Below are 16,237 nucleotides of genomic sequence, written 5' to 3'. Positions count from 1 at the left end.
TTCTCTTTTTCAGCCTATAATCCTTAATTGATAATGATTATCATTACTATTCAAAGGGAATGGAGAGTGTACAAAGAATGTTTAAAAAATTTACCGCGCTTGTCTTGTCTTGCGCGCTTGTTTTCGGTCTGTTTTCCGTTGCAAGTGCTGCTCCCGCAGCCAAAAGGGAGATCACATACAAAGGTCAGGTTTATACTGTCCCTGTCAAAACGGATAAAATCGTCATCGTCGGAGCCATGGAGTCGATGGAAGACGCGCTTGTCCTGAACTTCAAACCGCTGGGCGTGCCGTCCATCGGCGGTAAAATTCCCCCTCTGTTCTCGCGAATTACGAAAGGCGTTACGACAATCGGAGAAAAAACTCAGCCGAATCTGGAAACGATTCTGAAGCTGAAGCCCGACGTTATTCTTACAAGCACGAAATTCCCGGCCGAGACGAACGAAAAGCTGGGCAAAATCGCCGTAACGATTCCCGTCTCGCATATCTCGACCGACTGGGTCAACAATTTGAAGCTGCTCGGCGATCTGATCGGCAACAAGAACGCCTCCACCCAAGCCGTTCTGCAGTATCAAAGAGAATTGGCGCTCGTCAAGAAGACGCTAGCTCCGAAATTGAAAGACAAGACGGTTTTGGCGGTCCGCGTTCGCGCCGGCAATCTGTTCGTCTATCCGAAGGACGTGTTCTTCAACCCTTCCCTGTATAGAGATTTGGGCGCATCCGTACCGGCGGAAGTCGCCGCGGCCAAAGCGCAGCAGAATATTTCGCTTGAGAAGTTTGCCGAGATCAATCCGGACTACTTGTTCGTGCAGTTCTCGCCGGAGGAAAATGCCGACCAGCCGAAAGCGCTGGAGGAGCTGCAAAAGAATCCGATCTGGAAAAGCCTTAAAGCGGTCAAAAACGGCCACGTATACGTCAACATCGTTGACCCGATTGCACAGGGCGGTACAGCCTACAGCAAAATCGCTTTCCTGCAAGCTTTGAAGCAAACCAAGCTCTTTGAACACTCCCGCCACTTGGATAAGTAGGGGATTCTTGGGTAATCGAATCCAATGATTCGAAATCGACCAAGCGATCCCTGCGGTTCCCGCAGTTCTTTTACTGCTATCTACTCATCGTTGCCTGTTTGATATTACGAGCAGCATTCTCATCCCGGTCATGTACAGTATGGCAAGATGGGCATATCCATTGTCGGAGGGTCATATCCTTCACTGCCGGATGCTTTTTTCCGCACCGATGACACATCTGACTCGTCGGCGCAAAAGCCGGGGCAAACTTGAGCGCCCTCCCGTACCACTCGCTCTTGTACATCAGCAATCGGGTGAACTCGCTCCACGATGCATCCGAGATCGATTTCGCCAGCTTGGGGTTCTTCAGCATATTAGCTACTCGCAACGTTTCGATGCTGATTGTTTGGTTTTCACGAATCAGCTTTGTCGTTACCTTGTGCAAGAAGTCCCCTCGACTGTATGCGATCTTCTCGTGTATACGAGCCACTTTGAGCTTGGCTTTGTGCCAATTGGCTCCGTCCTTTCTCCGACGGGCCATTCGGCGTTGCCAGTGCGCCAGCCGTCGCTCGTACTTGCGATATACTTTCGGATTCTCAATAGACGAACCATCTGAACATACCGCATAGGTCTTAAGGCCAAGGTCGATACCGATATCGCCTGAGACTTCTGGCAGCGGTTTGATCTCAGCCTCACAAACGAGGGAAACAAAGTATTTGCCCGCTGGATTTCTTCGTACGGTTGCAGAAAGAATACGGCCTTCCAGCGGTCTGGAGTTGGCAAACCGGATAAGGCCGAGCTTCGGCAGCTTAAGCTGATTGCCAATAACCTCAATATTGTCGTTCGTGCATCGGGTGGTGTAGCCTTGAACCGGATGCTTCCGATTCTTGTAGCGAGGTGCACGATTTTGTTTGCTCCAGAACCTTCCGAAGGCATCGGACACGTGACGCACAGCCGACTGTAAGGCAATACTGTCCACTTCGCGAAGCCACTCGAATTGTTTCTTCAGTGCAGGCAGTCCGGTTGCACAACTGTGATAGGACAACCCCTTGCCGGTGGCAGCATACGTTTCGTTCCACAGCGTTAGGAAATGATTGAACACAAAGCGGCTGCATCCGAACGTACGTTGGATTAACCGCTCTTGTTCCTGGTTTGGATAGATCCGATACTTATAGGCGCGATGATGCAACATAGGAGATCCCCCCCTGAGCAAGCAGGATATACCTCAATTATAGCACGTGTGTTCGCATCGCAAAAGCACTACTAGATTCATCTTCCAACCTTCACAGGTCGGAGTTTTCTCGGCATTCTTAGATAAAGATAAGTGAGAAGATTCGCATGAAATTCAAAGCTACTCTGCCGGCTCTGCTGCTCGCATTGTCTCCGGTCGCCATCATTATTGCGCTCGTGCTGTCAGTGATCTACGGTTCTAAAGCTATTCCGTTCGATACGATTCGCGATGCGTTGTTAAACTTCGATCCCGACAATGTCGATCATCAGATCGTCAGACATTCCCGGCTGCCCAGGGCAGCCGGCTCGTTCTTGATCGGAGCGTTCCTGGCCGTATCCGGAGCGCTCATGCAGGGGATGACAAGGAATTACCTTGCATCCCCTTCTATATTGGGCATATCCGACGGCTCAGTGTTCGCCATCACGCTCTGCATGATCATCGCCCCCAACTCGTCGATGCTGGCGATGATTTTCTACTCGCTGCTCGGCTCGGCTTTCAGCGTTATCGTCGTCTTTGGACTGGCCGCTTCGATATTCAGTCGACTGTCTCCAGTGTCTCTGGCAATTCTCGGCACCGTAATCGGCACTTTCCTAAGCAGCGTGTCCGCGGCGATGGCGACATATTTTCAGGTCTCGCAAAATATCAGCTTCTGGTACAACGCCCGCCTGCACCAACTTGATCCGGACATGATCAAGCTGGCCATTCCGTTTGCCGTCGCAGGACTGTTGATCGCGATGCTGGTGGCCAAATCGGTTACGATGCTCTCGCTCGGAGAAGACGTCTCCACAGGCTTGGGCGTCAAAACCGCTGCCATCAAGCTGGCAACGATGGCCAGCGTCGTTCTGTTGACGGGTATTGCCGTGGCGCTTGCCGGGAAAATCGGCTTTGTCGGCCTGCTCGTACCCCACATCGTCCGTATGATCGCGCGTGTAGTCGATTATCGCTGGATCGTGCCGTTGTCGGCAGCCTTCGGCGGGTTGTTCCTGACGCTATGCGATCTCGGCAGCCGTTTCCTGAACTACCCGTTCGAAATGCCGGTCGGCGTAGTGACGGCCATCTTCGGCGTTCCGTTCTTCCTCTATTTGATCCGTACGAAGGGGGGCGGCATGCGTGAAAGTAAAAGCTAGAGGGTCGTTTGCCGTTTTGCTCCTTGTCGGATTGGGACTGATCGCAGGGATGATCTATGTCAGTCTGACCAACGGAGAATTCGATATTACCGTCAAAGACATCGTCCGCACTTTGCTGCGCATCAACCCTAATCCCGACTACGACCTCGTCGTTTTCGAGTTCCGGCTGCCGCGCATCGTCATTGCCGTCCTCGTCGGAATGGGCCTGGGCATCGCGGGCGCAGTCATTCAAGGTGTTACCCGCAACGGACTCGCCGATCCGGGGATGCTCGGCATCAATGCGGGCGCAGGTGTCGCGATTGTTGTTTTTCTCTATTTCTATCAGGGGCAGATTAGGGAAATCACCTGGTTTTCCGTAATGGCCATGCCTCTGTTCGGTTTGCTCGGAGGACTGATGGCGGCGTTAATGATCTATCTGTTCGCCTGGAAGAACGGTCGTCTGGAGCCGCAAAGACTGCTGTTGACCGGTCTTGCGATCGCTTCCGGCCTCAGCGCGATCTCGTTATTTCTGACGCTGCGAATGAACTCCCAAGACTTCGAGATGGTCGCCGTATGGACGTCAGGCAGCATCTACAACGCAAACTGGAAATATATCGTGTCCATCCTGCCCTGGTTCGCTGTGCTGATTCCCATTATCTATGCGAGGTCGCACACGCTGAATCTGCTTCAGCTGGACGACGACAGCGCTCGCAGCGTCGGCGTGCAATTGGAGAAGCAGAAGGGGATTTTGCTGCTGAGCGGCATCGGTCTTGTGAGCGCCTGCGTATCGGTCGCCGGCGGCATCGGCTTCATCGGTCTAATCGCACCGCACATCGCCCGCAGACTGGTCGGCCAAGCTCACCAGCGTTCCTTGCCAATTTGCGCCGTCGTTGGCGCTCTGCTCGTGCTGGCGGCCGACTTCATTGGCAAAACGTTGTTCAGCCCAGTCGAGCTGCCCGCCGGCATTATCGTAGCTATTTTAGGCGTGCCTAGCTTTGTCTTTTTGCTCCATCGCCGGAAAGGAAGAGCTTAATTATGTACATCGAAGAGCGCCTGATCTCCTCCGAGGACGGTAGAACCTATCGAATTCGTATCGCCAGGCCGACGCAATCTCCGCCTCCCGCCGGTTATCCCGTATTCTACCTGCTGGACGCTAACGCCGTTTTCGGAACCGCCGTGGAAGCAGTCAGCGTGCAATCGCGCCGGGCGGACAAGACGGGGGTCGTTCCCTCGATTGTCGTCGGCATCAGCTACCCTTCGGAGGAGCTTTTTCCGTCCGAACGTCATTACGATTTCACGCTGGATTCCGATCCGCTAAAGCTGCCCGCCCATCCCGAGGGCAAAACCTGGCCTCCTCAAGGAGGGGCCCGCCGGTTTCTCGCGTTCCTGGAGTATCGGCTGAAGCCCGAGATTGCCCGCGGCTACCCTATCAATCCTGCGAAGCAGACGCTAATCGGTCATTCGCTTGGAGGATTGTTCACGCTCTATGCGTTGTTCGCTTCTCCGGGAGCTTTCCGTACCTATGTAGCCGGAAGCCCTTCCATCCACTGGAACAAGGATTCCCTCCTTGCAGAAGAGGCCATCTTCTCCGCCGGAGACGACACCGCGGAAATTCACTTGCTCGTCGCTGTCGGCTCGTTGGAAGATAACCATAAGAGCAGAATGGTCGACCATGCGAAGGAGCTTGTAGCACGTCTGTCCGTCTTGGACCGAGCCGGTCTGCATGTGGAGTACCGTTCGTTCGAGGATGACAACCACGTCTCTCTGCTGCCTGGACTGATCAGCCGGGCGATTCGTTTCGCGGCGAACTAGAACAGAAAAAGCCTTGTCCCGATGAGCCTTAGGCTGCTTATTGGTACAGGGCTTTTTTTCTAAATCGATCTTGTTCACTCCGCATTTTCTTTACGTTAACGAATTCAGGAATAAGCATGTAATTATGCAAAACTTGCAGGTCGGGCTTTCCCCTATTGGGCCGTCCAACCTCCGTCTACCAACAGCAGCGTGCCCGTTACCAGGTCCGATGCCGGGGAGGACAGGTACACGACGGCTCCGGCCACATCATTGATCGTGCCGATGCGGCCGGCGGGAATGCGGGCCAGCACTTGGTCGCGAAACTCCGGCGTATCGAGCCTCTCCGCCGTGCCCGGCGTATAGATGAACGTTGGGCCAACCGCATTGATGCAGATTCCCCGGCCAGACCATTCCAGCGCCAGCACCTTCGTCAATTGGTTAACGCCCCCCTTAGAGGCGCAATAGGCGACCCCGTCCGGAATTCCGACGACGCTAACCTGCGAGCTGACATTGACGATTTTGCCGTAGCCCTGCTCCAGCATGATTCTTCCTGCCGCTTGACAGCAGAAAAAGACGCCCTTCAGATTAACGTCGATCATGTCGTCCCAATACTCTTCCGTCACGTCCAGCGCCGCCATGCCCTCGCCCAATCCGGCATTATTAACGACGATGTCGAGTCTGCCGTAATCGCTCGCAACTTGCTCGAACACGGTCCGAATAGCCGCCACGTCCCGTACATCCAACTCGTATGCGCTCGCTTCCCCGCCCTCTGCCGCTATTTCTTTTACCAACAAATCCAAGGACGCCTTGCTTCGCGCCACAACTGCTACTTTTGCGCCTGCCGCCGCCAACGCCTTCGCTAATCCGTAACCGATCCCCTTGCTCGCCCCGGTCACGATCGCGACTTTTCCTTGAATGCTGAAATTAGGTTGCATAAAGCTTATCTCCTTTACCGTCTCGAATGATATAAGGACTATAACAATATACTAGATTTTACCACCAATATATCGCGCACGTCCCCGTTCCCCGAGAAAAAGCAATTCATTGCCGTTCGGCGTACAGAGTTTAGCGTATCATCATTTAACTCTGTACTACAATCGTTGTAGTTGTATTTACATTGATAACAAAAATCGGAGGAACGGAGGAACCAACTCGTTAACTTATTAATGCTGTCGAAAGAAGATATTATTAGTGGGTCCAGGCAAATAGATTGTGCTTTAGTGAACCCGAGCCGGGGCGCGGAGGCCAAAAAAGTGCCTTGACGAGCCCCTTATCCCTACCCCTCCCGCTCGCAAAACTCCTGATATTGCCCCGGAGTGCAATTCGCATACTTTTTGAAAATACCGATGAAATATTTGTAGTCGCTAAACCCGCATTCCTGTGCAATAGTGTACACTTTACCGTCGCCCGCCTTCAGCTTCTCCATCGCCTTGTGAATGCGGTAGCGGTTCAAGAAGTCGTTAAACGTGTAGCTCGTCTCCTGCTTAAACTTCTGATTCAAATAGGAGGCGCTTATGCCCAACTGATTCACCAAGTGGTGGATGCTGATTTTGCGATGGTAGTTTTCCTGGACGTACTCGATCATTTTTGAGACGTTTTTGGAGGTTTTCAGCTTGTCGTCCAGCGCTTCGAAGCTCGGGAAAGCCTCGACGGTCTCTTCCGGACGGCTGGCGATTTCCTCGTATTTCAGCATCAGCTTGACTTTGCTTTTCGCCGATTCCAGCGCCTTGATCAGTTGCTCCTCCTCAAGCGGCTTCACCAGAAAATCGGTCACGCCCAGATGAAGCGCCCGCTTCGCCAGATGGAATTCGTTGTACCCGGAGATGATAATGCTGCTGAATGTATGCAGCTTCTGACCCTGCTCGATCATTGCGATCCCGTCCATAATCGGCATATTGATGTCGGTAAGCACGATGTCGGGCCGCAGCTCGCGAATTTTCTCCAAGCCTTCTTCACCGTTACACGCCTCCGCGACGATCACGCAATCGATTTCCAGCCAGTCGATGCTGTATTTGATCCCGTTGCGAATCATATCCTCGTCTTCCGCGAGCAGCACCTTATACATGATTCCCGTCCTCCTCGTAAGGAATGGTTAACATCACCCGAGTCCCCGCTCCCGGCCCGCTTTCGATCCGAATCCCGTATTCTTCTCCATATTGCAATACAAGTCGGCGATGAACGTTGTACAGTCCGATATGCTCCGTCGTATTTTCCCGGTTCGTCAAAATCCGCTTCACCTCGTCCAGCCGTTCCTCGCTCATGCCCTGGCCATCGTCGCGCACTTCCATTTCCAGCTTCCCCTGAGCCGCGGACACGAGAATATCGATATGTAGACTGCTTTGGTTGCGGTAGCCGTATTTGATCGAGTTTTCGATAAGCGCTTGCAAAATCAGCTTCGGCACGTACTGGCTTCCCGCCTCTCCCGTTACGGAAAGGCTGTACTGCAGACGTTCATTAAAACGAATTTGCTGCAGCTTCAGATAATCCCTTACATATCCCAAATCGTCCTCAAGCATTACGTTTCGCTCATGGCTGATGCTATAGCGCAGCAGCCTAGATAACAGCATGACGATCTCCTGAGCCTTCCCCGTGTCCATCTTAATCGCATAACGCAAAGTTTCCAGCACGTTAAAAATAAAATGAGGATGAAACTGCGACTGCAATTGCTTGATTTCCACGAGGCTGCTGATCCGGGACAGCTCCTGGTTTTTATCCATCAGCTCCCGCAATCGGTCCAGCATATAGTTGTATTTCTCGCCCAGCGTCTCGAACTCGTCGCCCGTCCGAATATCGACGTATTCGTTCAGGTTGCCCACGCGCAAATGCCGGAAAGCGCGCACCAGCTTGTCGATCGATTCCGCGTTGCGGGCCGACATTTTTTTCGCCAGAAAATGAATCACGATCCAAAGCAGCACACTGGCCGCCGCAATGAAAATCGACAACGTTACGAGAGTGTCGCGTTCCGATCTTAACGAATTCAGCGCGTGGACCTTGATCGGCGTGCCGGGAACCTCCCTTGTATTCATCCCGTATTCTCCGCCGTTCAGCAGCGCCTTCCCGCTTCCGCCCGCGCCGAGCTGGAACTTGTTTAGAATCCCCTTGGTAATGTTGCTGGTCGTAGCTACTACCGTATTATGCTCGTCGGTGACGACCGCCACCTCGTTATTTTGAAGAAAAATCAGCTTTTGCAAATCCGCCTCGAACAGTTGGTAGACCAGGTATCCGATCGCATGGCCCTCGTCCATGATCGCTTTGCCGAACGTATAGCTCGTAATTCGGTCGTGCGAGTACCGAAAGCTGTTCGTCTCGGTCAGCAGCGTTTGCTTCTCCGCAATCCGGTGCACCAGACTGCCGAAAGCGAGATCGGAGCCGAGCGAGTCCGGCGGAGCGGACGTCGCCAGAAACACCCCTTCAGGGCTGACGATATGAAAAATGCTCTTCACCTGCTGACGATTGTTGAACTCGTAAAATTCGGCGTATACCTTCTCGCTCCCCACACGCGTGCGCACATAATCCACTACCGCCGGGGAAGCTGCCATCCGCACCGTTTCCAGCGCATATTGCCGGTACACTTCGCCAATGGATTCGCTCATCGTCTGCGTCGCCTGCGCGGATTTGTTTTCCACCGACAATCTCGTATTGACGATCGTAAACGCAAAAAACAGCACGATCAATATACCGAAAGGGATGATCGTATAGAACAGAAACAGACGGCGAGTCGATTCCTGAAAGTTGCGCTTCTTCTCCTGGCCCATCCAATCCCCCTTGTCAGCCGCAGGCCTGGTGGGGATATGATGCCCACTCGACCGGCTACGATGCCAAACAAGTCGGTCCCCGTACGGGTTCCGACTTGCTTGCCCCACTATTATAACGTAAATTCCTTCTTCCCTGTCATCCGAAGGAACACAAGCAGCGAGATCACCGTAATCCCGGTAAGAATCGCCGAGAGCGCCGCGGCAACTCCGTAGTTGCCCCGCACGACTTCCGTGTAAATCGCCACCGTCATCGTTCGGGTTTTGCCCGTGTATAGAATGATTGAGGTGCTCAGCTCGGTTATGATCGTCACCCAACTTAGAATCGCGCCGGACACGACGCCCGCCAGCATCATCGGCAGCGTAATCTTGAAGAAGGTTTTCATCTGCGACGCGCCAAGGCTGATGGCCGCCTCCTCTATGCCTCCATGAATCTGGTGCAAAATCGCCGCGCTGGACCGGATCGTATAAGGCAGCCTGCGAATGACGAAGGCCACCACCATAATGACCGCCGTTCCGCTCAGCACAAGCGGCTTGTCGTTAAAGGTGATCAGCAGCGCGATACCCAGAATAGATCCGGGAACGATGTAAGGGAACATCGTGAAAATATCCAGGGTATTCGTCAAGGCGTTACGCCGTCGTACCGTCACATAAGCGATCAGCACCGCAAGCAAAATAATAATGACGATAGCGCTCAGCGCCAGCATGAATGTGTTCTGAATCACGTCGCCGATATTGTCGAAGGCCTGCCGGTAACTGTCCAGCGAGTAGCCTTTGACGAAGATGCGACCGGAAGTTTTCAGGAACGAAGTATAGATGACGTAGAGCTGCGGCAGCAAAGCGAGCAGCGTATACGCATAGATTACGATGTGGGCCGCAATGTTGCCCAATCCTTTTTTCTTCTTCGCTTCAATCGGGTTCAAGGCGCTCATCGTATAGGATTTACGATTGGCGACAAACTTCTGCAGCAGGAAGATCGCGGTCGCGAACAGGACGACGATCACGCTGATTGCGGCGGCAAAGCCGTCGTCTCCTCCGACTTCGCTGATGAATTCGGTGAAGATGAGGACGGGAACCGTTTTGTAGCCTTCGCCGATCAGCATCGGCGTTCCGAAGTCGGCGAGCGCGCGCATGAAGACGAGCAATCCGCCCGCCAGCAGCGTCGGCGTAATGAGCGGCAGCAGTACCTTTCTCATTTTCGCGAGACCCTTGTAGCCCATGCTTTCCGCCGCTTCCATCAGCGACTGGTCCACATTTTTGAGCGCGCCGGACACATACATGAAAATTAACGGCACCATCTGCAGCGTCAGTACGACCAGAATTCCTGTAAAACCGTAGATGTCGGGCATGGCGATTCCCAGCGTGTCCTTCATGAAACGGGTAATAACGCCGCTTCTGCCCAGGAGCAGAATCCAGGAGTACGCCCCGATAAAAGGAGCCGACATCGACGAGATCAGAATGAGAATCTGAATCGCGGAGCTGCCTTTGATCTTGACCGTGGACATAATATAGGCGAGCGGCGTTGCGATCAACGCGGCAAGCAGCGTTACGCTTACAGTCACCTTCATACTGTTCCACAAAGCGTTCAAATAATAAGGCTTACTGAAAAACTTCGTGAAATAAGCCAGCGACAGCTCGCCTGTCGTTCCGTTGTAGAAGCTCTTGAACAGCATCGTGAACAGGGGCAGAGCCAGAAACAAAATGTAGAAAATAAATATGAGCAAGGAAAGGTTGGTCCAGACGTCGAATCTTTTGCGCGCTTGGATCATGGCCGATCGCTCCCCGTGTAGTTCAATTCTCCTCGGGCGTCGTAGATGTTGATCTTATCGGTCTTCACCTTCAGGAAAATCGTCTGATTCGACTCCAACGGCCGGGCGCTCGTAGACTCTTGCGTAATCTCTACGCTCTGACCCGATTCCAGCGAAACGAAGTAATGCGTCATCTGTCCGAGGAATACGCTGTGTACGATTTTCGCCCGGATTCCCGTTCCGTCCTCGCTGATGACGAATTCCTCCGGACGCACCGACACCTTTACCGCCAGCAGCGGCTTTGCGGCATCCTCTTCGGGAATATGAACTCGCTCGACCGGCTCCTGGTACCCGCTTTCCCCGAATCGGAGCGTGCGCGTTCCCTGATTGTTCGTCAGCGCCGCTTCCAGTATGTTCGTGCGTCCGATGAACGTCGCGACGAACAGATTGGCCGGACGCTGGTAAATTTCCTGCGGCGTGCCCAGGTGCTGAATGACGCCCGACTTCATGACGGCGATCCGGTCGGAGACGGCCATCGCCTCTTCCTGATCGTGGGTTACGTAGACGGTCGTAATGCCGACGTCTCTTTGCAGCGCTTTGATCGCATTGCGCATGTCGATGCGGAGCTTGGCGTCCAGATTGGACAACGGTTCGTCCATCAGCAGGACATCCGGTCGAATGACGATGGCTCTCGCCAGCGCGACGCGCTGCTGCTGGCCGCCGGACAGATTTTTCGGCATCCGGTCCTTGTACTGCTCAATCTGCACGACCTTCAAAATGTCCTCGACCTTGCTGGCAATCTCGGACTTCGCCAGCTTGCGGTTCTGCAAGCCGAACGCAATATTGCCCGTTACGGACAGATGCGGAAAGATCGCATAGTTTTGAAATACCATGCCGATGTTCCGCTTCCCCGGCTCGACGTTGTTAATTGTCTTGTCGTTAAACTTAATCGTCCCGCCTTCGATGCTGTTGAAGCCTGCGATCATGCGCAGCAGCGTCGTTTTTCCGCATCCCGAGGGACCGAGAAGGGTGAAAAATTCACCCTTCTTGATCTCCACGGACAACTCCGGAATGACGGTGGCGTCTCCATATTTTTTGACAAGGTCTTGAATGGATATCGTCACGCTCATCTCGTTGTCACCCTTTCAGAAAATGCGGTTTTATTGCAGGCTGGCGAACAGATCGGTATAGGTTTCGACGATCTTGGACTTGTGCTCGCTCACATACTTCGTGTCTTCGTCGATCATGTTAATATCGCTGTACGGAGTCATATAATCGCCAAGCTGTGCGTCTTTGCGAAGCGGACGGTTCGTGAGCTGGCTGCCGAACGCGTCCTGCGCTTCCTTCGACAGGATGAAATCGATAAATTTCTTGGCGTTGTCCAGATGCGGAGCGCCCTTGATGATACCCGAAGCCGCGTCGAGGAATACCGCTCCTTCTTTCGGATAGACGACTTTAACCGGAGCGCCGTTGCGAACATAGGTGCTGGACGGATCTTCGTACGTCAAGCCGACGACATACTCTCCATCCGCTACGCTCTTGTGCACCGCGCCGGAGCCGCTGGCGATTTTGCCGTCGAGGTTTTTGATCAGCTCGCCGACGTAGTTCCATCCCGCTTCGCTCTCATAATCGCCGCCCATCGCCTTCAACATGTTCGTCAGTTGAGCGAAGGCCGAGCTGGAGCTGGCCGGGTCGGCCGAAGCGATCTTGCCCTTCAGGGCCGGATTCAGCAAATCGGCGTAGCTGTCGATCTTGATGTCGCCAACCAGATTCGTGTTCACGAGGAGCACGCTTCCGTCTGCAATGTAAGCCGTAGCGAACCCGTCTCTGTTGCGATGTCCTTCCATCAGAAACTCATCGTTCGGGGACACATACGGCTCATAAAGCTCGGCGTTGGCCAGATAGCCCGCCATCGATCCTCCGAACATGACGTCCGCGTACGGGTTGGATTTCTCGGATTGGATACGCTTGATGATTTCTCCCGTTCCGGCGGTGACCAGTTCGACGGTAATGCCCGTCTGTTTCTCAAACATCGGAATGATCGTCTTGACGATTTCTTCGCTATTCGGGCTATATACGACTAGCTTGTTTTCTTTGGAAGCTTTCGAGCCGCCTCCGCAAGCGCTAAGCGTTGCCGCCAGCATTGTAAACGCTAGCAATAGAATGGAAAGTTTCTTCATTTGTATTCGCTCCTGTAGAGGATTTATTTTTGAATGCCCTTTCATTCTAGCTCGACTTCTCCAATTACTTAATCCTACGATTCGCTAACATCGTCTAAAATACGCAACTCGCACAAAAAAAAGAGGCCGCCCCGTAAGGTCGCATTCGACCTAAGGGCAACCTCTGGCTATTTGGGTTAACGACTCCGACGAGTTCTCCGCGACAGCAGCCAGCTTGCAAGGAGCAGATTCGGGACCCAACACAGCCACGCAATGATGCTGTAGTAGACGTTATACGGTCCCATCCCGAATAGGACGATTGCGAGCGGAAGATAGATTCTGAGCGTCACGGCAGCCAGAGTCAACGCGTAATTCAGCGTCATCCACTTGCGGTGCTTCGCAAGGTCGCGACCTGCGCGGATCGCATTCAGGCCTTGGCCCAGCGTATACAGCCACGCCAGCGAAAGCAGCAGAAATCCCAGGCTTGATGCCCAGCCACCCGTTGCGCGGAAAGACATATATACTCCCGCCACAGCGGACAGCAGTACGGCAATGCCGTAGATTCGCCCCAGCGTCCGGTGCAGCCCAATCGATCTCGCCCGCAGCTTCCCGACGAATTGCACCCATCCGACGCCCAGCGCAACGACACCGCCCGCAATGTGCACATACAGTGCGGAATACCATAGATCGCTTAATCCCATGATCTTCAGCTTTTCCTGCACAAATGCCGACGCACCCGTTCCGAAACCGAAATACTGAATCGCCAGAAACAAACTGACCCCAATTGCCAGAAAGGCAATAACGCCTAGTCCTTTGCCCCCGCTTTTACTTCGCTGCGCCGTTCTCGTCACCTTGGTTCCCCCTTCACGGGATTGCCTCCAACCCCTCGGTTAAACCAAGTTTACCAAATTCCCCCTCACGGAAAATCAGACCTCAGGTGAATCTTTCCCTGTACTTAAGACGGAGTCGGACGACGATTCCGAGCTCGATTAATAAGCTCTGCCGCCGCAAGCAGCATTACAATGGAACCGTAAACGCCGATGGTGTATCCCGTCGCATAAGCCAAACCGAATCCGGCCGTTGCCAGGGTGGTGAGAAGATGAATCGACAGATTGGTAAAACAGAAGGCATAGCTGCGAATCATCCATTTTCGATGCTTGGCGATCCTCTTCTTCCGAATCTGTACGATGGCGGCGAGCGTCATAGCCGGCCATAGCAGATTCAGAAGGTTGAACGCCATGCCGGCCGCCTTGCCGCCCGTCGCGTACGGAGCCATGTATCCGGAGGTCAGGACGACGATCAGTACGGAGATCGCATAGACGTATCCGTTGATCCGATGAAACCGTGAGTATTTAGTACGTATGGAAGATGGAAAATTGACGGCTCCGGACAGCATAGCTACGCATGCGAAAGCAACATGAACATACATAACGTTCAGCCACATGGAAACGTTAAGCTCTCGCTTCAAATTGGACTTATGGCCGAGAAATTCCGCAGCCTGAGGATCGTGAACGAAGTTTTTGTAGAGTGCATAGGCAACGAACACAGCGACAGCAATCAACATAAGGCTGTATAAGCGTTTGGCGTTGGACATGAACAAACTCCTCCGAGATTATGCTATGATTGTCCCGATAGCTGTCGATCGGCGATTAGGAGAGCACGAATGAGAGGATCGGGATCATGCGCAAAGGCGAAAAAACCAAGCTCCATATCATTATTAAATCCGCTGTGCTGTTCAACGAAAAAGGCTACGCGGCCACTTCGATGCAGGACATCATGGAAGCCACCGGATTGACCAAGGGCGGTCTTTACAGAAGCTTTTCCAGTAAGGAAGAGATCGCACTGGAGGCATTTCGTTACGCAGGTACGGTTCTTTGGGAGCACTTCAAGAAGGCGATTGAAGGACGCAAGACGGCAACCGAGAAAATATTGGCGATGTGCGACGTCTACAGCGACACTGTCCACAATCCGCCGATGTCAGGCGGCTGTCCGTTCCTCAATACGGCGATCGAGAGCGACCATTCCTTCCCTGCCTTGCGGCAACCGGCAATTGGCGCCTTCGAACAGATGTCGGTATTTATCCAAGGAATGCTCGAAGAAGGCAAGGCCTCCGGGGAATTCACCGTAGATATGGATTCCGAGGCCGCAGCCTCCTTCGTCTTCTCCTCGATCGAGGGTGGCATTATGGCCAGCAGACTCACCCTCGACAATAAACACGTCCGCAACTCCAAAGCTCAGATCGAGCGCTGGCTCTCTTCGTTCCGGCGCCCGTGAACGTAAAGCGATTTGAACTCGTTTCATCGTGCACTCCTTCACTTTGAAACCGAACCGTTCGGTCTCTTTTTAGAGTAAACGAAGATCTCCCGAATGTAAACCGGGAGTTGTGACGAATTCATGAAAGCGGAGCCCTCCGGAAAGCCCAGCTTCAGGCGGTCGACGCCCTGTCCCATCTGCAGAACGAGTCCTATTTCGGCAAGTTCCCCATCAGGTTCGATCAGAACGCGGCCTCGGCCGGCTGAAGGGAATCCAGAAACGCCCTCATCGCATGAGAGACCCATTTGCGAGGATGCATGCACGCTTGCAAGCTCAATCGGAGATCCGGATGAGAGAACGGGAGCGCCGCCAGCTCCCCTCTTCCAAGCTCGGCGTCGGCGGACAGCCGGGGCAGGATGGCAATTCCTCCTCCGGCGGCCACGCACCCTTTGACCGCTTCCGGATTGCCGATCTCCAAGCTGATTCGGTATGGAATGCCTTCCGCCCTCAGCAGCTTCTCCAGCATAATCCGGTAGTTGCAAGTCTCCTCCGTCATGATCCACTCTTCGCCGCTCAGCCGCCGCAAGTCCACGGCGTCAAGCCTTGCGAGCGGATGATCCGGCGCGGAGACAAGCACGAGCGGCTCTTCGCGAATTTCCGTCCATTCCAAAGCGGGATCGGTCGGTTCGCCGACGAGCATAAGGCCGAAATCGAGCTCCCCCTCCTTGACCCGATGAACGATTCGATCCTCGCGGTCCGGCTGCAGCCGGATGTTCAGCTCCGGATAGCTATGCCGAATCCGCTGTAAGAACGGCGGAAGATAGTAGGCCGCGAGCGAATCGATCGTGCCGATCGTCAAGCTTCCCCCTCCTTGCCTCGCGAGCTTCTCCTTGGCCTGCTGGTGCAGCTCCAGCATTTGAGTGACGGTCTTCAGCAGCTCTTCGCCCGCAGAGGTCAGCCGCAAGCCTCGGCCATACCTCTCGAACAATTGAACGTCGAATTCTTTCTCAAGCTTCTGAATTTGCGTCGTTACGCTCGACTGTGCATACCCAAGCTGCTCGGCGGCTCTCGTGAAGCTCTGCCGCAAGGCGACCTCCCGGAAAGTCTGATAATAGATGAGATCCACGCTGTTCGCACCACCCATCAATATTATTGATAATGATTATTATATATTATAGATAACTATGATGGAA

General features: G+C 53.6%; 15 protein-coding genes. 5 read left to right on the top strand and 10 right to left on the bottom strand.

Annotation, left to right across the window (positions count from 1 at the left end):
- Positions 1-77 precede the first annotated feature (77 nt).
- Positions 78-1,025 carry an ABC transporter substrate-binding protein gene (locus tag J4772_RS02235; RefSeq protein WP_209073992.1) on the top strand — a complete coding sequence of 316 codons (948 nt, stop codon included), beginning with the start codon at positions 78-80 and terminating at the stop codon, positions 1,023-1,025.
- A 76-nt stretch (positions 1,026-1,101) separates the two neighbouring features.
- Here J4772_RS02235 and tnpB read toward each other — a convergent pair whose 3' ends face one another.
- Positions 1,102-2,196, bottom strand: a complete 1,095-nt coding sequence (gene tnpB, locus J4772_RS02230; protein ID WP_209073991.1) for an IS200/IS605 family element RNA-guided endonuclease TnpB — start codon at positions 2,194-2,196, stop codon at positions 1,102-1,104.
- A 146-nt stretch (positions 2,197-2,342) separates the two neighbouring features.
- Here tnpB and J4772_RS02225 point away from each other — a divergent pair, with 146 nt between their 5' ends.
- Genes J4772_RS02225 through J4772_RS02215 form a run of 3 tightly spaced genes read left to right on the top strand, consistent with a single transcriptional unit; the run spans position 2,343 to position 5,153 of the window.
- A complete protein-coding gene (locus tag J4772_RS02225) occupies positions 2,343-3,362 on the top strand; it encodes a FecCD family ABC transporter permease (protein ID WP_116065597.1) in 1,020 nt (339 codons plus the stop codon).
- Entirely contained in the window at positions 3,346-4,374 is a 1,029-nt protein-coding gene (locus tag J4772_RS02220) for a FecCD family ABC transporter permease (protein ID WP_371822815.1), read from the top strand. The genes J4772_RS02225 and J4772_RS02220 overlap by 17 nt, the downstream gene beginning before the upstream one ends.
- Before the next feature lie 2 nt (positions 4,375-4,376).
- On the top strand, positions 4,377-5,153 hold the full coding sequence (locus tag J4772_RS02215) for an alpha/beta hydrolase (protein WP_209073990.1): 777 nt from the start codon (positions 4,377-4,379) through the stop codon (positions 5,151-5,153).
- Between the two features lie 152 nt (positions 5,154-5,305).
- On the opposite strand, the gene J4772_RS02210 is transcribed toward J4772_RS02215, so the two are convergent.
- The 8 genes from J4772_RS02210 to J4772_RS02175 all read right to left on the bottom strand — a co-directional run bounded on the left by J4772_RS02210 (position 5,306) and on the right by J4772_RS02175 (position 14,385).
- A complete protein-coding gene (locus tag J4772_RS02210) occupies positions 5,306-6,067 on the bottom strand; it encodes an SDR family NAD(P)-dependent oxidoreductase (protein ID WP_209073989.1) in 762 nt (253 codons plus the stop codon).
- Positions 6,068-6,408: 341 nt separating this feature from the next.
- Positions 6,409-7,197 carry a response regulator transcription factor gene (locus J4772_RS02205; protein WP_116065601.1) on the bottom strand — a complete coding sequence of 263 codons (789 nt, stop codon included), beginning with the start codon at positions 7,195-7,197 and terminating at the stop codon, positions 6,409-6,411.
- Positions 7,190-8,887, bottom strand: coding sequence for a sensor histidine kinase (locus tag J4772_RS02200; RefSeq protein ID WP_209073988.1), 1,698 nt, complete (start codon positions 8,885-8,887; stop codon positions 7,190-7,192). The genes J4772_RS02205 and J4772_RS02200 overlap by 8 nt, the downstream gene beginning before the upstream one ends.
- Positions 8,888-8,997: 110 nt before the next feature.
- On the bottom strand, positions 8,998-10,653 hold the full coding sequence (locus tag J4772_RS02195) for an ABC transporter permease (protein WP_209073987.1): 1,656 nt from the start codon (positions 10,651-10,653) through the stop codon (positions 8,998-9,000).
- A complete protein-coding gene (locus tag J4772_RS02190) occupies positions 10,650-11,762 on the bottom strand; it encodes an ABC transporter ATP-binding protein (RefSeq protein WP_209073986.1) in 1,113 nt (370 codons plus the stop codon). The genes J4772_RS02195 and J4772_RS02190 overlap by 4 nt, the downstream gene beginning before the upstream one ends.
- Positions 11,763-11,792: 30 nt before the next feature.
- Positions 11,793-12,812, bottom strand: a complete 1,020-nt coding sequence (locus J4772_RS02185; RefSeq protein WP_209073985.1) for an ABC transporter substrate-binding protein — start codon at positions 12,810-12,812, stop codon at positions 11,793-11,795.
- A gap of 176 nt (positions 12,813-12,988) precedes the next feature.
- Positions 12,989-13,642 carry a DUF2306 domain-containing protein gene (locus tag J4772_RS02180; protein WP_209073984.1) on the bottom strand — a complete coding sequence of 218 codons (654 nt, stop codon included), beginning with the start codon at positions 13,640-13,642 and terminating at the stop codon, positions 12,989-12,991.
- Positions 13,643-13,746: 104 nt separating this feature from the next.
- Positions 13,747-14,385, bottom strand: a complete 639-nt coding sequence (locus tag J4772_RS02175) for a DUF2306 domain-containing protein (RefSeq protein ID WP_209073983.1) — start codon at positions 14,383-14,385, stop codon at positions 13,747-13,749.
- 86 nt (positions 14,386-14,471) lie between these two features.
- On the opposite strand from J4772_RS02175, the gene J4772_RS02170 reads away from it, so the two are divergent.
- A complete protein-coding gene (locus J4772_RS02170; RefSeq protein ID WP_209073982.1) occupies positions 14,472-15,065 on the top strand; it encodes a TetR/AcrR family transcriptional regulator in 594 nt (197 codons plus the stop codon).
- A gap of 220 nt (positions 15,066-15,285) precedes the next feature.
- Here J4772_RS02170 and J4772_RS02165 read toward each other — a convergent pair whose 3' ends face one another.
- The gene (locus tag J4772_RS02165; RefSeq protein ID WP_209073981.1) at positions 15,286-16,170 is read right to left on the bottom strand and encodes a LysR family transcriptional regulator; all 885 of its coding nucleotides are present in this window, start codon (positions 16,168-16,170) and stop codon (positions 15,286-15,288) included.
- Positions 16,171-16,237 lie beyond the last annotated feature (67 nt).

It is taken from the genome of Cohnella sp. LGH (assembly GCF_017671885.1).
Lineage (GTDB): Bacteria > Bacillota > Bacilli > Paenibacillales > Paenibacillaceae > Cohnella > Cohnella phaseoli.
The sequence above is the reverse complement of the archived record's forward strand: the minus strand, read 5'-3'. Positions and strand labels throughout refer to the sequence as shown.